16 protein-coding genes are annotated in these 19,622 nt (G+C 68.9%); 10 read left to right on the top strand and 6 right to left on the bottom strand.

Going from position 1 to position 19,622, the window contains the following annotated elements; translation table 11 throughout:
* Positions 1 to 373: 373 nt before the first annotated feature.
* Entirely contained in the window at positions 374 to 1,963 is a 1,590-nt protein-coding gene (gene dnaA / locus BLU27_RS05470) for a chromosomal replication initiator protein DnaA (RefSeq protein ID WP_092651153.1), read from the bottom strand.
* 527 nt (positions 1,964 to 2,490) lie between these two features.
* Here dnaA and rpmH point away from each other — a divergent pair.
* From rpmH to BLU27_RS05430, 8 genes are all read left to right on the top strand, one after another.
* Positions 2,491 to 2,625: a 50S ribosomal protein L34 gene (gene rpmH, locus BLU27_RS05465; RefSeq protein ID WP_092651150.1), complete on the top strand. Its 135-nt coding sequence runs from the start codon at positions 2,491 to 2,493 to the stop codon at positions 2,623 to 2,625.
* 32 nt (positions 2,626 to 2,657) lie between these two features.
* Positions 2,658 to 3,026 carry a ribonuclease P protein component gene (gene rnpA, locus BLU27_RS05460; protein ID WP_092651147.1) on the top strand — a complete coding sequence of 123 codons (369 nt, stop codon included), beginning with the start codon at positions 2,658 to 2,660 and terminating at the stop codon, positions 3,024 to 3,026.
* Positions 3,023 to 3,274: a membrane protein insertion efficiency factor YidD gene (yidD, locus tag BLU27_RS05455; protein WP_092651145.1), complete on the top strand. Its 252-nt coding sequence runs from the start codon at positions 3,023 to 3,025 to the stop codon at positions 3,272 to 3,274. Before rnpA ends, yidD begins: the two co-directional genes overlap by 4 nt.
* Before the next feature lie 12 nt (positions 3,275 to 3,286).
* Positions 3,287 to 4,267: a membrane protein insertase YidC gene (yidC, locus tag BLU27_RS05450; RefSeq protein ID WP_092651143.1), complete on the top strand. Its 981-nt coding sequence runs from the start codon at positions 3,287 to 3,289 to the stop codon at positions 4,265 to 4,267.
* 149 nt (positions 4,268 to 4,416) lie between these two features.
* Positions 4,417 to 4,986, top strand: a complete 570-nt coding sequence (locus BLU27_RS05445) for a Jag family protein (RefSeq protein ID WP_197681878.1) — start codon at positions 4,417 to 4,419, stop codon at positions 4,984 to 4,986.
* Positions 4,987 to 5,065: 79 nt separating this feature from the next.
* Positions 5,066 to 5,725 carry a 16S rRNA (guanine(527)-N(7))-methyltransferase RsmG gene (gene rsmG / locus BLU27_RS05440; protein ID WP_241827991.1) on the top strand — a complete coding sequence of 220 codons (660 nt, stop codon included), beginning with the start codon at positions 5,066 to 5,068 and terminating at the stop codon, positions 5,723 to 5,725.
* Between the two features lie 4,634 nt (positions 5,726 to 10,359).
* A complete protein-coding gene (locus BLU27_RS31120) occupies positions 10,360 to 11,382 on the top strand; it encodes a ParA family protein (protein WP_092651139.1) in 1,023 nt (340 codons plus the stop codon).
* Complete coding sequence (locus BLU27_RS05430) at positions 11,379 to 12,386, top strand: ParB/RepB/Spo0J family partition protein (RefSeq protein ID WP_092651137.1); 1,008 nt, start codon at positions 11,379 to 11,381, stop codon at positions 12,384 to 12,386. Before BLU27_RS31120 ends, BLU27_RS05430 begins: the two co-directional genes overlap by 4 nt.
* A 504-nt stretch (positions 12,387 to 12,890) precedes the next feature.
* On the opposite strand, the gene BLU27_RS05425 is transcribed toward BLU27_RS05430, so the two are convergent.
* Together BLU27_RS05425 and BLU27_RS05420 are read right to left on the bottom strand one after the other, a co-directional pair.
* A complete protein-coding gene (locus BLU27_RS05425) occupies positions 12,891 to 13,859 on the bottom strand; it encodes a D-alanine--D-alanine ligase family protein (RefSeq protein WP_092651135.1) in 969 nt (322 codons plus the stop codon).
* Positions 13,860 to 13,915: 56 nt separating this feature from the next.
* Entirely contained in the window at positions 13,916 to 15,235 is a 1,320-nt protein-coding gene (locus tag BLU27_RS05420) for an aminotransferase-like domain-containing protein (protein WP_092651132.1), read from the bottom strand.
* A 124-nt stretch (positions 15,236 to 15,359) separates the two neighbouring features.
* Between BLU27_RS05420 and BLU27_RS05415 the strand changes: the two genes are divergently transcribed.
* Both BLU27_RS05415 and BLU27_RS05410 read left to right on the top strand, forming a co-directional pair.
* Positions 15,360 to 15,680 (top strand): hypothetical protein, encoded by a 321-nt coding sequence (locus BLU27_RS05415; protein WP_092651129.1) that lies wholly within the window; start codon positions 15,360 to 15,362, stop codon positions 15,678 to 15,680.
* Positions 15,681 to 15,687: 7 nt separating this feature from the next.
* Positions 15,688 to 16,311, top strand: a complete 624-nt coding sequence (locus tag BLU27_RS05410) for a GNAT family N-acetyltransferase (protein WP_092657208.1) — start codon at positions 15,688 to 15,690, stop codon at positions 16,309 to 16,311.
* 234 nt (positions 16,312 to 16,545) lie between these two features.
* On the opposite strand, the gene BLU27_RS05405 is transcribed toward BLU27_RS05410, so the two are convergent.
* The 3 genes from BLU27_RS05405 to trxB all read right to left on the bottom strand — a co-directional run bounded on the left by BLU27_RS05405 (position 16,546) and on the right by trxB (position 19,553).
* Complete coding sequence (locus tag BLU27_RS05405) at positions 16,546 to 17,691, bottom strand: N-acetylmuramoyl-L-alanine amidase (protein WP_092651126.1); 1,146 nt, start codon at positions 17,689 to 17,691, stop codon at positions 16,546 to 16,548.
* 532 nt (positions 17,692 to 18,223) lie between these two features.
* Positions 18,224 to 18,553 (bottom strand): thioredoxin, encoded by a 330-nt coding sequence (gene trxA, locus BLU27_RS05400; protein ID WP_092651124.1) that lies wholly within the window; start codon positions 18,551 to 18,553, stop codon positions 18,224 to 18,226.
* A gap of 28 nt (positions 18,554 to 18,581) precedes the next feature.
* Positions 18,582 to 19,553, bottom strand: a complete 972-nt coding sequence (trxB, locus tag BLU27_RS05395) for a thioredoxin-disulfide reductase (protein ID WP_092651107.1) — start codon at positions 19,551 to 19,553, stop codon at positions 18,582 to 18,584.
* Positions 19,554 to 19,622: the final 69 nt, after the last annotated feature.

Genomic DNA, 19,622 nt, shown 5'->3' with positions numbered 1-19,622 from the left:
GCCCGGTCGCCGCCCCGGTCGGCCGTCGGGGTCTGAAAGTGCGGGGGCTGGTGACGTCGTCCCCAGGAGCGGGCCGTTGGGGATTGTGGAGTTCTTGTCATCGACGTAAATAGGCTCAGCTTCGTCATAGGTGCGGTGGACACTGGGGATAACTCGCGTTTGCGCTGCTCAGCGGGCCTGCGAGCGTCCACCGGGGCTGTGTGTGCGGCTGGGGGTGCCTGGGTGGGCCCGGTGGACCGTTGAGTTCTGTCCCACCCGATCCACAGTTCTTCCCCGACCGGGTCCGGATTGATCCACAGAGTTGTCCCCAGGGTGTGAGCACTGCGCGAGGGTGTGACGGGCAGTTCGTGCTGGCGTGCCGCGGTGAGGTGGTTCAGGAGGAACGGGCCTGCTGCTTGATGCGGTTCGTGAGCTCCGTCACCTGGTTGTAGACGCTGCGCCGTTCAGCCATCAGCTGCCGGATCTTCCGGTCCGCGTGCATCACCGTGGTGTGGTCACGCCCGCCGAACTGCTGGCCGATCTTCGGCAGCGACAGGTCGGTGAGCTCGCGGCAGAGGTACATCGCGATCTGCCGCGCCGTCACCAGGACCCGGCTGCGGCTGGAGCCGCAGAGGTCGTCCATCGACAGGCCGAAGTACGACGACGTCTGCGCCATGATCTGGCCGGCGGTGATCTCCGGCTCGCCACCGGTAGGGATGAGGTCCTTGAGCACGATCTCGGCCAGGGCGAGGTCGACGGCCTGCCGGTTGAGACTGGCGAACGCCGTCACCCGGATCAGTGCGCCCTCGAGCTCACGGATGTTGGTCTGGATCTTGCTGGCGATGAACTCCAGCACCTCCGGCGGCGCGGTGAGGCGTTCCTGGGCGGCCTTCTTGCGCAGGATCGCGATCCGGGTCTCCAGATCGGGCGGCTGGATGTCGGTGATCAGTCCCCACTCGAACCGGTTGCGCAGCCGGTCCTCCAGCGTCTCCAGGCGCTTCGGCGGCCGGTCCGAGGAGATCACGATCTGCTTGTTCGCGTTGTGGAGCGCGTTGAAGGTGTGGAAGAACTCCTCCTGCGTGCGCTCCTTGTTCTCCAGGAACTGGATGTCGTCGACCAGGAGTACGTCCACGTCGCGGTAGCGGCGCTGGAACGTCGGCGCCTTGTCGTCCCGGATCGAGTTGATGAAGTCGTTGGTGAACTCCTCGCTGGACACGTAACGAATCCGGGCGTTCGCGAAGAGGTTCCGGACGTAGTGGCCGATCGCGTGCAGCAGGTGGGTCTTTCCGAGCCCGGAGTCGCCGTAGATCAACAACGGGTTGTACGCCTTGCCCGGCGCCTCCGACACGGCCACCGCCGCCGCGTGGGCGAACCGGTTGGACGAGCCGATGACGAACGTGTCGAAGAGGTACTTCGGGTTCAGCCGCGGGGGCTCGCTGTCGGCGCGTACCGGCTGTCCGGGGGGCGCGGACGACAAGGCGAAGGCGTCCGTCCCGCTCACGCCGCCGTTCAACCCGGACCGGGGGAGATCGGGTACGCCGGACCGGCCTGAGGAGGCCGGGTCCACTGAGGACGAACCGGACATCCCGGGCGCCTGCGTTCCGGTGCCTCCCTGGGCGTGTGGTCCGGCGGGGGGCCCGCCACGCTCGGGCCCCTGGTCGTACTCTCCGCCGGCGGCGGGCGTGCTCGCCCTCCCGCCAGGGTCGTCGTGATCGTCGAGTGAGAGCGAGGGTTCGACGGTGACGGCCAGGCGGACCGGCTGGCCGAGAGCGGTGGACAGGGCGTCCTCGAGCCGCGGGCGGAGCTTGGTCTCGAGCTGGGTGCGAGTGAAGTCGTCGCGGACGGCGATGATCGCGGTGTTGCCGTGCAGGGTGACCGGGCGACTCTGGGCGAGCCACACTCGATGCGTCGCCGGCAGATCCTGGTCGAGGCCTTCGCGGACCAGTCGCCAGGTGGCGCTGAGTGGGTCAGGTTCGCCGGCCACTGGGTCACTCCCGTCTCGACACGCTTCGGTCTTGCGTCACGTCCTGTGGATTACCGCGCTGGTCGCGCTTGTGGACGGACTTCGGTCGACCACAAATCCCAGGCGCCCGCAGGCGTCCACAGATCCTTCCACAGGCTGTGTAAAGCGACTGTGGACGACCCTAAGGGTGAAGGACGGTAACAAGCGCACAATCCGGCCAACAAGCTTCGGTTCATTCCGGCGAACCCGCCGAGCCCGGACAGGCCGGTACGTTTCCGAATCGGCGACGTGGAGGACACCAGGACGCCCGAGCGCACGGTCGCCGGGCCATGAGACGGTCGCCACAACCGGCCGGGCAGGACCCAGTTTGACCGGCCGAGCGGCTGACCCGTACCGTAAGTCGGTCACGGTGCCGTCCTCTTCGGCGCTCGCCGTATGCTCACGGATCAGATCCCACACCGCACTCGGTGCGTGTGCTGGGCCGCGGGTGGACGGTGACGTCGAGTTGACGGTGCCCGCGATCATCGTCACTGACCAGGAGACTCCCTGTGAAGCGCACCTTCCAGCCCAACAACCGGCGCCGGGCCAAGACGCACGGCTTCCGGCTGCGGATGCGGACCCGAGCCGGCCGCGCCATCCTCTCTGCCCGGCGGCGCAAGGGCCGCCAGCGCCTCGCCGTCTGACGGCCGAGGTCGTCCAGGTCACACTCGATGTCGTGGTCCCGGCCCGCCACCGCATGCGTCGTCCGGCCGACTTCGCGACGGCCATCCGACGCGGACGCCGGTCGGGTCGGTCGACGCTTGTCGTCCACCTCGCCCTCACCACGGAACCTGCCCCCGCGAGGGTCGGTTTCGTGGTGAGCCGTGCTGTGGGCAACGCGGTCGTCCGAAACACCGTGCGGCGGCGGCTGCGGCACCTGGTGCGAGACCGGGTCCCCGGGCTGTCCCCAGGAACCCTCCTCGTCGTCCGCGCGTTACCGTCGGCAGCGGAGGCGTCCGGCCAGCGGCTCGGACGTGACCTCGACGCGGCGCTGGACGGTGTCCTGACGCGTTCGCGGCGGGTCGACGCGGAGGGTGTGCGGTGAAGGTCGTTCTTGTCCTGCTCCTCAAGGGTTATCGCCTGGTGGTGAGCCCCTTGTACGGCCAGGTGTGCCGCTATCACCCTTCGTGTTCCGCCTATGCCCTGGAAGCAGTCGAGACACACGGGGCACTGCGCGGTAGCTGGCTCGCCGTACGCCGGCTTGCGCGGTGCCACCCCTGGACCCCCGGTGGGTACGACCCGGTCCCGCCACCCCGACCGCGCGCCGGTGTGGGCGCGCACACCCACACCTGAGGTGCATGAAGCGTGAGTTGGTACGACACGATCCTTACGCCGCTCTACGACGTCGTGTCGTGGATCATCCGAGCGTTCTACACCGTTTTCTCCCCGATCCTCGGTCCGGACTCGGGGTGGACGTGGGTTCTGTCGATCGTCGGCCTCGTGGTCTTCATCCGGATCCTGCTCATCCCGCTGTTCGTCCGGCAGATCCGGGCCAGCCGCAACATGGCGCTGCTGCAGCCGAAGGTGCGCGAGCTGCAGAAGAAGTACGGCCACGACCGGGAGCGGATGGGCCAGGAGCTCATGAAGCTCTACAAGGAGAGCGGCACCAACCCGTTCTCCTCGTGTCTGCCCATCCTCTTGCAGTCTCCGATCTTCATCGCGTTGTTCCGGGTGCTCGACGGTGCGGCGAACGGCGTGGTCCGTGGCTCGGGCCTGAACCAGGACCTGGTCGACTCCCTACGCCACGCTTCGATCTTCGGTGCGCACATCTCGGACAAGTTCATCGGCTCGACGAGCCTGTCCGTGCGGATCGTGACGATCGTGCTCATCCTCCTGATGACGGCCACGACGTTCACCACCCAGCGCCAGTTGATGCGCAAGAACATGCCGCCCGAGGCGCTGACCGGCCAGTACGCCCAGCAGCAGAAGCTTCTGCTTTACGTGCTCCCGCTGGTGTTCGCGGTCGGCGGCGTCAACTTCCCGGTCGGTGTGCTCATCTACTGGTTCACCACGAACCTTTGGACGATGGGGCAGCAGTTCTGGGTGATTCGCCGTAATCCTGCACCGGGTACGCCTGCCTACGACGCCTACCAGGCGCGCAAAACCAAGAAGACGGGGCACCGCGCGGGTCTTGGCGCGATCCTGCCGGGGAGCGCCAAGGAGACCGCCAAGGAAACCCCGAACGGCTCGGCCCCTGCCGCCGGCGGCGAGCAGGCGGCGACCGCGCAGACGGTCAAGCGGGTACAACCGCAGCGCCTGCCGCGTAGCAAGCGGAAGGGCCGTTGACGACGGACGGCCTGGCCGTCCCCGAAGGTGTGAAGCGCCGCCGACGGCGCGGGAACGAAGGAGAAGTCGTGACTGAAGGCGCTACGTCGTTCGTCGAAGGTGGCGATGCGGAGAAGTCCGGCGGTTCGAGCGAGCACTCCGACCAGGCGGTGGAAGCCGGTTCGGTGGAGTCTTCACAGGCGGACGCGACCGGGCGTGCCGACCAGGACGCCGGAACGGAAACGTCCGACAGCGAGGAGGCCGGCGAGGCGTCCGCGGATCGGATCGCCCGGCTCGAGGCCGAGGGTGACGTCGCGGCTGACTACCTCGAAGAGCTGCTCGACATCGCCGACATCGACGGGGACATCGACCTGGACGTAGAGGGCGACCGCGCGATGGTCGCGATCGTCGGGGGCGACCTGAACCTCTTGGTCGGCCAGGACGGCGAGGTCCTCGAAGCGCTGCAGGAGCTGACGCGGCTCGCCGTCTACCGGGAGACCGGGGAACGCAGCAGGCTGATGCTCGACATCGGTGGGTACCGCGCCCAGCGCCGTGCCGACCTGGTCGCACTGGCGGAGAAGGTCGTCGAAGAAGTCCGTGCGAGTGGTGAGCCGGTCCGGATGGCGCCGATGACGCCGTTCGAGCGGAAGATCGTCCACGACGCCGTTGCTGCGAAGGGGCTGACGAGTGAGTCGGAGGGCGAAGAACCGGACCGGCGAGTCGTCGTCCAGCAAGCCTGAACCCGAGGCGTCGGCCTCCGACGTTTCACGTGAAACGCCGCCGACCGCAGCTCCAGAGAGCCCTCCTTCCGCAGAGGAAATATTCGGTGAACGACTGCCGCTAGCTCGGCGGTACGCCGAACTGCTGGCGGGCGCGGGTACTGAGAGAGGTCTCCTCGGCCCGCGCGAGGTGCCTCGGCTGTGGGACCGGCATCTGCTGAACTGCGGGGTGCTCGCGAGCGTCATCCCGGCCAACGCCACAGTGTGCGACATCGGCTCCGGTGCCGGGCTGCCGGGAATCGTCCTGGCCATCGCCCGCCCAGACCTCCGAGTCACGCTCTTGGAGCCCTTGTTGCGTCGGGCCACATTCCTGTCGGAGGTGGCGGAGGCGCTCGAACTGACCGGTGTCACGGTAGTTCGGGCTCGCGCCGAGGATCACCGGGGCACCTACGACGTGGTCACGGCCAGAGCGGTCGCGCCACTTTCCCGCCTGGCCCGTGTCGCGCTTGGACTGTGTCGGCCCGGTGGGTCAGTCTTGGCCATGAAAGGAGAACGCGCGGGCACCGAACTCGACGAAGCGCGCCCTGAACTCGATGCGGCCGGCGCCGCGGAGTGTTCCATCGAGCGTCTGGGCGCAGATCTTCTGTCGGTGCCGACCACTGTTGTGCGCGTCGTCGCGGGGGCATCGCGAGGTGGTAGAAGCTCGGCGAAGCAGAAGCGGAATCGCCGGGACGGATCCGGTTCGGCAAGAGGAGTGTGACGGTGACCGACGTGCAGGTGACAACCGGACTCGGCTGGCCCGGGCGACCGTCACACAAACACGAGGCCGAGTCGCGGCGGCCACGACCTGCGCGTCATCGGACCGGACTCGGCTGGCCGGGGACAACGCCGCCAGGTGTCCCTACCAAGCCGGCGCGAGATGATTCGGCGGCCGCGAGTTCGACGGCTCCGTCGCATCCAGCCGACGCAACTGATTCGGCCACGCCTCATGCGTCACTCGATGAGGACGTGACCGGCGAGGGGCCTGCCGACACCGGATCTACGGGCAGCGCCGAGCGGCACGACGCGACGTCAACTCCATCGGTCTTTCCGGAGAGTGGCCTCACTCGGCCCGAGCAGTCCAGGACGGCCTCCCTTTCCGAAGAGCGCCGGCCGAACAGCATCGGATCAGCGCCCGCGCCGACCTCGTCGGCCGGGAGCTCATCGCTCGCAAATGGGCCGAGCAACTCGGCGGGATCCGGGTCGGCCGCGGTACTCCCCGGTGGCGCCGGTGGCCCCCAGTCCGCGGACGACCGTCCGGGTCTGCGTGACCGTACGCAGGGCACGCCGTTGGTCGGGAGCTCCACTTCGTCGAACCCAGACGCCAAATTCGAGGACGGGATCGAGTCACCGACCGCGCCCCTGCGGACCGACGAGTCGAACTCGGCCTCCTCTCTTTCCGACGCGGACACCGACCTCGACGCGACTGCCACGTCGACCCCGGAGCTGTCCGAGGAAGGCCGTGATTCTGGCGAGCTGCAGACCAACCTCGACTCGTTTCACGTGAAACAAGCTGGTTCGGTTGCGCAGCCATCGACTGAATCCTCTGCCCGGATGGAATCTCCAGAAGCATCTGGCCCAACGACTGAGGCGCTGGCGTCGCCGGGTGCCGAGGACTACCAGCGCGTCGCGGAATCTCCGCGAGGTGCTGGCCGCCCAGAGAACGACCTTGCCGACGCGTCGTCCGCTATCGGCAACCGGCCCCGTACGCAACCGTCGGCGTCGGACGCTACGGATGATGGCGGCATCGCTTCCCGCGGGAGCGCTCCTGCTCCTGGACGCCAGAACACCGAACGCGGCGGTCAACTCCTGGCCGGCGGCGCTGACGGTCGAGCGACCGGCGGTACCGCCGGGAACGACGCGCCTTCGACGGCATCCCTGTGGCTACCTCCCGGGGTCCGTGACGTCGGTGCAGGCGGAGGGGACACGACCAGTGGATTGGCGGAACAGCCCACTCACCTTGACGAGGCAGCACGCGGAGGCGGCGAGTCCGTGACAGGTACAGAACAGTCCGGTCACGAGCCCCAGCGAGAGCCCCGCTCCGCGGCTTCGTTCGAGTACGACCGCAACCGTGCGGCGGGCGACACCTGGGTTCGCAGTGCGGTCGACCGTGCTCGTGGACGGGTGAGCCAGATCTTCAGCACCTGGCGACCCACGATCGAATCCGATGAGACGCGGATCCAGCGGGAGCGGCAGGCATACGGCCTGGACGTGCTGGTTCCCAAGCATCTCGGCACGTCGGCGGAGGACGAGTCGACCACGGCAGTGCACCCCTTGACGGCGCGCCATGCCCACCGGCCGTCCGTCGAGGGGGACTCGCCTCTAGTCGCTGGTGAGCCCGCGAGTGGGACCACCACGGCTGCTGATCCCGTCGAGCCTGATGGCGGCGGGAGCGACGCAGAGCTCAGCGGCTCCCAGGAGGAGTTCGAGGGCCGGACGCCGCCGGGCCAGGTGGATCCGGGCGCTACTGCGTCCGAGTCCGTGCTTGCTTCCGGGGAGGACGAGACGGGTTCGGGGGCGCATGAGCCGGTCCAGGAAGCAGAGGGCTTGAGCGTCTCTTCTCGCGTTGACTCCGCTACTCGGCCGGACCTGCATCGTGCGACCGACAGATCCGGCACTGAGATTCCGTCAACTGGCCCTGCCGAGCCTGGCGGCGAGACCGGACCTGTGGCGCTGCGGGACGGGGACGAGCCGGGCGGCGCGGAACCAAGGGGTGTGGAGCAGATCTTCGGCGGGGTGGAGCGCGACATCGTTCTTCGTACTGAAGTCGCCTCCGTTACCGAGGACAGTGTTGGCCAGTGGGCCGCGAGCGAGCCGTTGTCCACAGATCCAGCCGGCCCGGTGAGGTCCGAATCTCCGCCCCACACCTCGTCGTCGATCACCGACAGCCTGGTGGCGGACGCGAGCGGCTCCACTGGTGAACAGTCGGCTTCGAGCGACCATGGCGACTCGGCAGCGCGGGTTTCACGTGAAACGCACGCTCCCGTCAGTGTCTATACCGAGTCGGACCAGGCGCCGAGTGTCGGCATCGGGGAGCAGCCAGAGCACAACTGGACGGATGTGTGTGCCGACGGTGACACGGCGGAGCCCGAAGTCTCGGGCGGCGACAGCAGTCAGTCCGCCGCCGAGAACCCGAGGATGTCCGGCGAGTACCCGACCTCCAGCGATCAGCCGGAGGACGAGAGCCGCCACAGCCTGCCTGGCGAGGCGGAAGGTCGCTTCACCGGGCTTCTGAACGCACCCGAGGCGGGTCTCGCTCGAGGCGTGTCGAGCGCGAACTACGGCGCTGGTGAGCCGGCGGCTGATCGCGACGAATCGACTGTCGCCGACCACGCGGACGGGTCATCGCCGGCTGCCGGGCCGTCGACCCAGGCAGTATCCGAGGGCTCGGGCGAGGTCCTCGATGTCATCGGCGAACAGGCACGGGACGCCATCGACGGCAGTGACGGGCTCCACGAAGACGCATCGGAGGAACGCTCTCCGTCGAACGCGCAGGAATCGGGCGTAGGCGACTCCTGGAGAGACGAGCTGCCCGTCCCTGCCGACACGACCGAGATCGACAACGGCGTCGACCAGTCGAAGGTCAGCTCTGCTGAGTCGTCGGAGACCGAGAGTGGCGAGGTCTGCGTTACCTCTGCCGGAACTCCTGGGCACGTCGAGTCGACCGATGCTTCGGCGCCGAACTCCCCAGCGGACCGCGCTGGCGTGCTCGACGTGAGCAGTGACGCCGGACCTGCAGGGGATGAGAACGTCATCGGGTCCGTGCCGACGGACGAGAGTGGCGTTGATCAGATCGACGTGGCCGGTGACTCCGCTCTCGCAGCTGATGGGCACGTCGCCGCCGCTGGAGTCGCGGACATGGAGGATGGAGCCGACGCAGGCCCGGCGGGTGCCAGCGGACCAGTCGGGTCGGCAGACAAGCCGGGCGTCGTGGATCCGGCGCCGACGGACGCACCTGACTCCGGACAGATCCGCGCCATCGAGGCGTCCGCGGCGGTCGAGATGCCGCAGGGCGGTGTTGTCCCGAACCCAGGCGTGCAGGGCGAGGCAGGATCGCGTTGGATCCAGCCTGGTGGGCCCGAGGTGAGCTCCGCCCGGACAGAGCCTCTCGGCGGCACGTCCGATAGGGTGAACACCTCGAAGGAGTCGTCTGCCGCCGGACCGACGGACACGTCGGCCGACCGTGCGGAAGGTTCTGAGCCGCTCGCCGTATCGGGTGCTGGTCGCCTTGCCCAGCCGGATTCTGCAGGGGACGCTGAGCCGGACTCTGCCCGTGGAGCTGCGCCGGCCGCTGGTCCCGACACTGAGCCAGTTGCTCCGCGAGACGCCGGTGCCGCCACTGAGCCGGGTGCGAGCCAGGTCGAGTCCCTCGGGTCGGTCAACTGGAAGTCTGATGCAGCCGTGTCAGCAGCGGCGGCGGCAAGTGAGCTGCCGATGAGCCCGGCTACCGCGGCGAGCGCAGACTCGAGAGAGGCGTCCTCGCCCGACTCGCCTCCGGCAACTGTTTCTGGCGAGGCGTCCGACACCGAGGCGTCTGACACCGAGGGGCAGCGGTACGCCGGTGACAGCCTGGATGAAGCAGCCGCCACTCGCGACGAGCTTCGGGCGACGTCAGTTGATGGCGTCGGCAGGGACGTGCTCGTTTCACGTGAAACGGACCGGTCAGTTGGGTGGACCGATGAGGCCGAAGACGGCATGGCGACGCACGCCTCGGGCAGCGAGGGCGCATCGGCGGCTGACCGGCAGATCCACGCGATGGAGGCAACGTCTGCGGTTGACTCGCTCGCATCCGAAGCTGAGGCGCGGGCAGGAGAGGGCGGATCGCCAGCACGGGATGCTTGTTCGCAGGCGTCAGGCGGTGCGGCGGCCGGGTCGGCACCTGAGTCGGCAGCGCCCAGCGACTGGGAGAACGATTCCGTATCGGAGGCATCGCGCGCCTCGGAAGGGGTGGACTCCCAGGCAGAGGAACTACGGGCACCCGGCCAGGAGGAGAGTTCTCCGGTGGAGCGGCACGCCCCCGCTGAGCTTGAGGGGCGCGGGCTCGAGCCGTCAGCCGCAGTCGGCGACGAACGGGACGCACATGCCGAGGAGGTGAACCCCCCTGAGGCAGGGCGCCGGAACTCCGTCGCTCAGTCGGCGGGCAGAGGGTTCGACGAGGAAGCCGAGGTCGCCGCGACCAATCTGGAACCTGGTCCGGACGCTCAAGCGGAAGCGCCTGGCGACGGCGAGAGCGACTTCGCGGCTACTGGCGACGCCGTGGTTGGGTCACCGGGGGACGCACCGTCAACGGAAGGTGTCGGTTCGAGCGAGGCAGGTTCGGCTTCAGTGCTCGCTACGGGAAGCGACTCGACACCGATGCCCCAGCCGGACGACGCGGACATCCTCGTTTCACGTGAAACGACCGAGCTACCGCCGGCCGCGTCGCTCCCGCCCAACGTGAACTTGCCGATGGTCTTTCGACCGACGTTGCCGAAGCCGCTGAAGACCCGGATCTTCGTGGTGGCGAACCAGAAGGGCGGTGTCGGCAAGACGACCACCGCGGTGAACATGGCCGCGGCATTGGCGGGATCAGGCGCTCGCGTCCTGGTGATCGACCTCGACCCGCAGGGGAACGCGTCGACTGCGCTGGGAATCGAGCACAGCGAGGGTGCACCCGGCATCTACGACGTGGTGGTCGACCGGCAGCCTCTGGGGAAGTTCGTCCACGGTGTCCCGCGCTTCCCGACGTTGTGGGCGGTCCCTGCGACCATCGACCTGTCGGGCGCGGAGCTTGAACTGGCCAGCGTGGTGGCGCGGGAAAGCCGGCTCAAGCGCGCCCTGGACACCTACCTGCGGGAGCGGGAGGCGGCAGGTGAACGGTTCGACTACGTGATGATCGACTGTCCTCCGTCTCTTGGGTTGCTCACCATGAACGCCCTGGTCGCGGGCCAGGAGGTACTCGTACCGATCCAGTGCGAGTACTACGCCCTGGAGGGCGTCGAGACGCTCTTCAAGATTGTCGAACTCGTACGTGAGCTCAACCAGGACCTCACGGTGTCGACAGTCCTTCTGACGATGTACGACGCACGTACCCGGCTCTCGGCCCAGGTCGCCGAGAACGCGCGGGAGAACCTCGGCTCGGCGGTGCTGCGTACGTCGATCCCGCGCTCGGTCCGGATCTCGGAGGCGCCCAGCTTCGGCCAGACGGCGATGACCTGGGATCCGAGTTCGTCCGGCGCGCTGTCCTATCTCGAGGCGGCTCGGGAGTTGGCGCACCGCGACCCGGCGGCGCCACCGCCGAGTTCGCCGCCACAGGACGGTCGCCAAGGCGATAGCGACAACTCAGACGTACTAGGCTCGACCACCGCAGAAGCTACCAAGCGAGGGGACGTTCGATGACGGTTCGACGTGGTTTGGGTCGTGGGCTCGGCGCGCTCATTCCGCCGGCTCCTCCGCAGACGGCCAACCAGGCGACCCCTCCGCCCGACCGCGACGGTACGGCGACGCCGGCCGTCGAGAACCCCGCCGAGGCGGGCGGCATGACGGCCGCCCAGATCACGGAACCGCCCGCAGTGGCCGGCGCACACTTCGCAGAAGTGCCGGTCGATGCGATCAGGCCGAATGCACGGCAGCCGCGCCAGGTCTTCGACGAGGAGGCCATGGCCGAGCTCGTCCACTCGATCAAGGAGATCGGCCTGCTCCAGCCGATCGTCGTACGTCGCCTGAACGCCGACTCGTACGAGCTGGTGATGGGTGAACGCCGGTGGCGGGCCACGCAGGAAGCCGGCCTCGACAAGATCCCTGCGATCGTCCGGGACACCGGCGACGACGCGATGTTGCGGGATGCCTTGCTGGAGAACTTGCACCGGGCGCAGCTCAACCCGCTCGAGGAGGCGGCCGCCTATGAGCAGCTGCTGGACGACTTCGGCTGCACCCACGACGACCTCGCGCAGCGAATCGGGCGCTCTCGTCCACAGATCAGCAACACACTGCGGCTGTTGAAGCTCCCGCCGACCGTCCAGCGCCGGGTCGCGGCCGGAGTGCTGACCGCCGGACACGCGAGGGCCCTTCTGGCGATCGACGACGAGGAGACCCAGGACCGGCTGGCCCACCGCGTCATTGCCGAGGGCCTGTCGGTGCGCGCTCTCGAGGAGATCATCGCCGTCGGGCTCGGCGAGGGCGAGAAGGCCAAGCCGAGGCGTACGTCGAAGCCGGTGGCGCCCCGGCTCGCCGACCTGGAAACCCGTCTGGGTGACCGGTTCGAGACCCGGGTGAAGGTCGCGTTGGGCCGGTCGAAGGGACGGATCACGGTGGAGTTCGCGTCCCTGGACGACCTGGAGCGGATCATCGGCCTGATGGACCCACCTGCGGCGGAGATCCTGGAGAGTCAGGAACAGGTCTGACAGCCCGGGAAGCCGATGATCCCCAGCTTTTTCCACATCGGTTTCCACATCGCGTCGTCTGCCGGCCTCGACGGTGGGCACCGTAAACCCGCAGGTAGAAGCGTTGTTCCCGGCGGCTGGGAGGGTTACCGGCTTGGTGGAGATCCACCGAGGGTGCCGTAACTCACAGGTACATCCCCAGGTCATCGGCCGCCTTAAGCATGCGTTGGACACAATTCATGCCGTGGCCGCCGCCCACCTGGCGGAGAAGGCGCCGCCTCGGCGACATAGCCGGGGCGGAGGCGCTTCACGCAGGTTCGGCCGCCGACTTCCAGGAGCTGGCGGACGTAGCCCGCACAGGGCACCCGGGCCTCGGACCACAGGCGGGTTGTGGTGGGCCCCTGTCGGCTGTGCAGGCGCAGAGCAAGCGCGGGACGCGTTCACCCCGTACGCGCAACCCAGCTCATGGACAGGGCGAACGCGGTGAACGCCAGAGAGGCTGGTCCGCGGAAGGCCGCGGAAGGCCTAGGCGTCGACCGTCGGCGCGGCGCGGCGTACGGCAGCGTCGAGGAGCTCGCGACAGACGACACCGAGGTCCAGTCCCGCAGACTCGAACGCCAGCGGCACCAGCGACGTCTCGGTCATACCGGGCGCGACGTTGACCTCCAGGAACCACGACAGCCCGTCGGCATCCACGATCAGGTCGCTTCGGGACAGGTCCCGCAGCCCCAGGGCGTTGTGCGCGGCCAGCGCCATCTGTGCGCACGCGGCGGCGGAGTCGTCGCCGAGCCGGGCCGGAGCGATGAACTCCGTCGCGCCGGCGTTGTAACGGGCGGCGTAGTCGTACACGCCGCTGTCCGGCACGATCTCCACCGCCGGAAGCGCCTGCGGGCCGTCGCCCACGTCGACCACGGTCACGCTCACCTCGGTGCCGCTGACATGGCGCTCGAGCAGGCTGACATCGCCGTAGGCGAAGCAGCTGACCATCGCGGCGGGGAGTTCGGAGACGTCGCGTACGACGCTGCAGCCGAGAGCCGAGCCACCCCGGGTCGGCTTCACCACCAGTGGCAGCCCCAGCCGGTCGACGATCCGGTCCAGGACCGTCTGCGCACCGAGCTCGCGGAACGTCTCGTGCGGGAGCACGACCGACTCAGGCGTCCGGACACCGGCCGCGGACACCACGGTCTTGGCCACGGGCTTGTCGAACGCCGACCGGCACGCGGCCGGGGTGGAACCCGCGTACGGCACCTCGAGGAGGTCCAGCACTTCTCGCAGCGCTCCGTCCTCACCCGCCACGCCGTGCAGCAGGGGGAACACCGCCGCCGGCGGGTCGGACTGGAGGGACGGGATCAGGCCGGCATCCGCGTCGCGTTCCTCGACTTCCACGCCTACGTCTCGTAGCGCCTCGCTGACCCGGCGTCCCGACCGAAGTGAAACCTCGCGTTCGTGGGAGAGGCCACCCGCGAGAACCACCACGCGGCCAAGATCGCTCATCTGCCGTCCCTTCGTCACCAACCGGCTCGCCCGCTCGTCTCGCTCAAGCGCACTTCTCAGCGCACCTCTGGGCCAGGGAACTCGATACCTCCGTCGCGACCACCGCGTACGGGCCCGAAGGTCTCCCGAAGCTCTAGTTCCCGTTCCACCACCGCCGCCAATCGGCGGACACCCTCCCGGATCCGGTCCGGTGGGGGCAGGCAGTACGAGAGCCGCATGTTCTGCGACCCGAACCCGTCGGCGTAGAAGGCCGTACCGGGTACGTACGCCACCCGGGAGGTGACCGCACGCGGCGACATCGCCTTCGCGTCGATGCCCTCGGGAAGGGTGACCCACACGAAGAACCCGCCCCGCGGCGTGGTCCACGTGGTGGTCGCCGGCATCAGGTCGGCCAGCGACTCCAGCATGGCGTCACGGCGCTCGCGGTACATCTCCCGGAAGGACTTGATCTGGCCCTTCCAGTCGTGGTTGGCGAGGTAGGTCGCCACGGCGTACTGGCTGAACGTCGGCGGGCACAGCGTCGCCGACTCCTGGGCCAGCACCAGCTTGTCCCGGATCGCGTGCGGAGCCAGCGCCCAGCCCACGCGGAACCCGGGCGCGAACGTCTTGGAGAAGGACCCGAGGTAGACCACCCGGGCCGGGTCGTCGGCACGGAGCGCGCGGTAGGGCTCGCCCTCGAACCCGAGCAGGCCGTACGGGTCGTCCTCGACCACCAGGACGTCGTGCCGGTGACAGATCTCCAGCACCCGCTGCCGCCGGTCCAGGCTGAGCGAGACGCCCATCGGATTGTGGTAACTCGGGATCGTGTAGAGCAGCTTCACCCGCCGGCCCTGCGCGGCCAGCGTGGTGAGCGCGTTGTCCAGGTGCTCGGGCACCAGCCCCTCGCCGTCCATCTCGACGTGCACCACGTCGCACTGGTAGGCGGCGAAGACGCCGAGCGCGCCCACGTAGCTCGGAGCCTCGCAGACCACGGTGTCGCCGGGGTCGCAGAAGATCCGGGTCACCAGGTCGAGCGCCTGCTGACTACCGACAGTGACCACCACGTCGTCCGGGTTGGCGTCGATGCCGACCTCCGCCATCACCTCGGTGATCTGCTCACGCAGCCGTGGATCTCCCTGTGCGGGGGAGTACTGCATCGCGACCGCGCCGTGCTCGACCACGAGTTCGCTGAGCAGCGAGCCGACCACGTCGAGGGGAAGCCCGGAGATGTTGGGGGAGCCGCCGGCGAGGGAGACGACCTCCGGCCGGTTGGCGACGGAGAACAACGCTCGGATCTCGGAGGCGACCATGCCCTTGGCGCGTGCTGCGTACCGCGTGACGTCGGCGTCGAACCTCGTCTCGCGGTGTACTGGCCGGTGCTCCGGACTGCCCTCCATAGCGGCGTACGCTCCTCTCTTCGCGGAAGCGCGCAGCCGCATACCCCCTGGGCTGCCCACTGGCTACTACGATGCCCTATGGAGCGGCCTCGCGGGGACCTGGGTCAGCACCAGAAGGGTAGTCATGCGGATCGTCACCTGGATGCTGATGGGCATCGGTGCGGGAGCGCTCGCCGGTTTTGTGAGCGCGCTACTGAGGCGACGACACCACCGCGTGGGCGAGCCCGTGGCCGAGTACGCCGGCGGGTACGCCGCGCCGGTCGCCTCCGAGGACCACACGGCGAGCCAACCCGCCGATGCCGTCGTTTCGGACCATTCGCCATTCCCGGTGGTCGCCGGAACGGGCTACGCGAACGGGGCGGGCCACGCGAACGGTACCGACCAGGCACCGACCACGGGCGGGGCAGATCGGGTCCAGCACGTCGGTCGGGGTGGGCACGGGTAGCGGCACCATGGGTACGACACGCCGTATCGTCAACATCACCCTCGACAACCTCGACGATCTGCCGTGGCCGTGTCGGCAGTGCGTTTTCTGGGAACTCGACCCGGTCGCGCGCCAGCGTGCCGAGGACGCCGGCGACCCGGGGCTGGAGAAGGAGGCGTGGATCTCCGCCGCCCTGCTGGAATGGGGGTCGTGCGGAAAGGTCTGCTACGTCGACGAAGTGCCGGCGGCCTTCGCGATGTACGCACCTCCGTCGTACGTCCCTCGCTCGGTCGCCTTTCCCACCTCGCCGGTGAGCGCGGACGCGGTGCTGCTGATGACGGCGCGGGTGCTCCCCGACTTCGCGGGGACCGGCCTCGGCCGGGTGATGGTCCAGAGCGTGGTGAAGGATCTGCTCCGGCGAGGCGTACGCGCGGTGGAGGTCTTCGGTGACACCACCTGGCATCGGCCCGAGTGTGTGCTGCCCGCGGACTTCCTGCTGTCGGTGGGATTCAAGACCGTACGCCCGCACCATCGGTACCCGCGGCTGCGGATCGAGCTCCGCAACGTCCTTACCTGGAAGGAGGATGTCGAGGCGGCACTGGAGAAGCTGATCGACTCGATGACTCCCGAAGGTGTTCCGAACCCCGCCTGACGGTCGGTCGGGATTCCGCCCGCGCGTGGAACGACTCGCCCCACCGGTGGGCTGTCAACGCGGTCTTGTCACCCGCAGGACCGAGTTGACAGGCGCCCAGCCCAGCCCGGAAGCCGAAGCTCAAGCGGTACGGCGAATCCGGCGGCGAGGCAAGCGCCGGTTGACGACCTCGTACGTTCGCCGTCGACGACCATGTGACAGGAACTGGGCGCGGACGTGCGATCGGCGCCGAGGTCAGCGGATGAGCTCGCCGAGTTGAAGAACTCCGGTGGGCGCGTCCATCTCCGGCGGCAGGTAGACCCGCTGGACGGCGACCACGATCGCCTCGGCGACGACGTCGCGGAAGCCGGGATCGGCGATGCGGGCGGCGTCGCTGGGGTTCGTCACGTAGCCGAGCTCGATCCGGACGGCCGGCATCCGCGTGTAGCGGAGGAGGTCCCAGGTCTTGGCGTGGGTGTGACAGTCGCGCAGGTCGGTTCGGGCGACGATCTCGCGTTGCACCAGGCCGGCGAAGCGTTCGCCCAGCGTCGACGGAATGTCGTCCTCGTGGCCGGCCGTGCCGTAGTAGTAGGTCGCGACCCCGCTGGCGTGCGGGTTGGGATGCTCGTCGACGTGCAACGACACGACCAGGTCGGCGTCGGTCTCGTTGGCGAACCGCGCGCGGGCGGCCTCGTCGGGGCTCGAGTCGCGGCCACGCGACAGGTAGACCCGTACGCCGGTCGCCTCCAGCCGACCCTCGATCCGGCAGGCGAGGTCGAAGGCGATCTCCGCCTCCGACAGTCCGTTGGCCGAGCAACCGAGGTCGGCGCCGCCGTGACCTGGGTCGATGACGACCACCTTGCCGGGCAGCCGCGGACCGGAGCGGTGGATCCTTTCGGACTCACGGAGCGCGTCGGCCCGCCCGCCGGTGACGATCGGCGACAGCCGGGCGAGCGCCTTGAACGTCGCGGGCCCGCAGGTCCCGTCGACCGGTGCGCCCACGCTGTGCTGGAACTCTCGTACGGCGTGCTCGGTGCTGGGGCCGTACATCCCGTCCACTCGGTCGACCTCGAACCCCAGCTCCATCAGCCGCCGCTGCAGCGTGGCGACGTCGTCGCCGGTGAGCAGGTGGCCGGCGGTGTAGGACAGCAGCCGGTCACCGAGCCGCCAGCGTGCCTCGTCGAGCACGCGGTAGGTCTCGGCGTCGACCACGCCGTTGGCCGTCAGCCCCCGCTGCTGCTGGAACTGGCGTACGGCCTGGTCGACCGTCTCGTCGAACGGCGCGTCGACGTGCCCGACGGTCTCGGCGGCCGTCGGCAGTATGCCCAGCTGGACCAGCTTCGTACGGATCTCGGCCACTGCTGGACCGCGGTCGCCCAGCCCGTATCGGTGCTCGGTCATGGGCGCCTCCGAAGTCGCTGCGTACGCACGGGCCCTGGGCTGGGCCCGGATCGGCGTCGCCATGCTATCCATGCCCGCTGGCCGGACTCATCCCTCGGTGCGGGCACCGATGAACGTGCCGGGCGTGGCGGATGCCCTCCGGCCGGTGCAGGACGGGACCAGAGCGGTGGCGGCGGGGTCGGCCATGGTGGGTGGCCGGGCTCATACCGACGGGCCGTACGAATGGGGGAGGCGGCAGGCCGGAACCGCCCCGAGGTGAGCGGCGCCCAGCGGACGGGTCCCGACGACAGGGCCGACCGAGGGCCAACCTGAGAATGCAGATCCACGGGGGGCGGGTACGCGAGAGGCCCCGACCGGCGCCCGCCGCCTCGTTCCACCGGAGTGGCGGAACGAGGCGAACGGTTCGCACGGTCGGGGCCTCCGCAGAACCCGGGACCACGAGGATGGACACCCAGCGCTCACAGGTTGCGGCTCGCCGCGTGTTCGTCTGGAGCAGGCGCGACCAGGTGTGACCAGGTACGACGCCAGCCGGTCAGGCCGGCACGAGGTCGGACAGCTCGGCCTTGATCGCCGCCTTGGGACGCGCGCCGACCAGCGACTTCACGACCTGACCGCCCTTGTAGACGTTGATGGTCGGGATGCCGGTCACGCGGTACTCGAGCGGCGTCTGCGGGTTTTCGTCCACGTTCAGCTTGAGGAACGTGATCTTGTCGGCGTACTCCTTGGCGAGCTCCTCCAGTACGGGCGCCACCTGACGGCAGGGACCGCACCATTCCGCCCAGAAGTCGACGACGACCGGCTTGTCGCTCTGCAGGACCGTGGTCGGGAACTCGGCATCGGTCACCGGCTTGATATCGCCCACTGGTGTCTCCTCTCGAAGGGGTTTCGTCTCAGGCTTCCACGGTCTGTGCGGTCTGCACGTCCGTGTCGTCTTCCAGCGCCGCCAGGTAGCGTTCCGCGTCCAGGGCGGCGGCCACACCGGTCCCCGCCGCGGTCGCGGCCTGCCGGTAGGTGCTGTCCACGAGGTCACCGGCGGCGAACACTCCTGGCAGGTTGGTACGGGTGCTCGGGTGGTCGACGAGGACGTAGCCGGCCTCGTCGACATCGACCTGGCCGCGGACGAGCTCACTGCGCGGGTCGTGCCCGATCGCCTCGAAGAACCCGGTCACCGGCAACGTCGACTGCTCACCGGTCCGGGTGTCCCGAACCAGCAGGCCCTCCAGCTTGTCGGTGCCCTCGGCCGCCAGCACCTCGGTGTTCCACAGGAACCGGATCTTGGGGTTGGCCAGCGCGCGGTCCTGCATGATCTTGCTCGCCCGTAGCGTGTCGCGACGGTGCACCACGGTCACGGACCGGGCGAACTTCGTCAGGAACTGCGCCTCCTCCATCGCGGAGTCGCCACCGCCCACGACGGCGATGTCCTGGTCGCGGAAGAAGAAGCCGTCACAGGTGGCACACCAGGAGATGCCGTGCCCGGAGAGGAGTTCCTCGCCCGGGATGCCGAGCTTGCGGTACGCCGAGCCCATCGCGAGGATGACCGCGAACGCCCGGTGCTCCACCCCGGCGGAGTCGCGAACGACCTTGACCTCGTTGGTCAGGTCGACGCTGTGCACCTCGTCGGCCACCAGCTCGGCGTCGAAGCGCTCGGCCTGCTTGCGGAAGTTGTCCATCAGGTCCGGGCCCATGATGCCGTCCGGGAAGCCGGGGAAGTTCTCCACGTCGGTGGTGTTCATCAAGGCGCCACCGGCCTCCACCGATCCCTCGAACACCAGCGGCTGCAGCCGTGCGCGTCCGGCGTAGAGCGCCGCGGAGTATCCCGCGGGCCCGGAGCCGATCACGATCACATTGCGGACATCGGACACGGACTACCTCGCTCTCCAAAGCAACTGACGCTGCCCATGCGTAACCGATCCTAGGCGTCGGGCATTCCG

Source organism: Actinopolymorpha singaporensis, from assembly GCF_900104745.1.
GTDB lineage: Bacteria > Actinomycetota > Actinomycetes > Propionibacteriales > Actinopolymorphaceae > Actinopolymorpha > Actinopolymorpha singaporensis.
The sequence above is the reverse complement of the archived record's forward strand: the minus strand, read 5'-3'. Positions and strand labels throughout refer to the sequence as shown.

What these genes read in the sequence shown, in the direction of transcription:
- BLU27_RS31120 (WP_092651139.1), top strand. Translation starts at nt 10,360, where the DNA reads ATGCCCCAGCCGGACGACGCGGACATCCTCGTTTCACGTGAAACGACC.
- BLU27_RS05430 (WP_092651137.1), top strand. Translation starts at nt 11,379, where the DNA reads ATGACGGTTCGACGTGGTTTGGGTCGTGGGCTCGGCGCGCTCATTCCG.
- BLU27_RS05425 (WP_092651135.1), bottom strand. Translation starts at nt 13,859, where the DNA reads ATGAGCGATCTTGGCCGCGTGGTGGTTCTCGCGGGTGGCCTCTCCCAC.
- BLU27_RS05420 (WP_092651132.1), bottom strand. Translation starts at nt 15,235, where the DNA reads ATGGAGGGCAGTCCGGAGCACCGGCCAGTACACCGCGAGACGAGGTTC.
- BLU27_RS05415 (WP_092651129.1), top strand. Translation starts at nt 15,360, where the DNA reads ATGCGGATCGTCACCTGGATGCTGATGGGCATCGGTGCGGGAGCGCTC.
- BLU27_RS05410 (WP_092657208.1), top strand. Translation starts at nt 15,688, where the DNA reads ATGGGTACGACACGCCGTATCGTCAACATCACCCTCGACAACCTCGAC.
- BLU27_RS05405 (WP_092651126.1), bottom strand. Translation starts at nt 17,691, where the DNA reads ATGACCGAGCACCGATACGGGCTGGGCGACCGCGGTCCAGCAGTGGCC.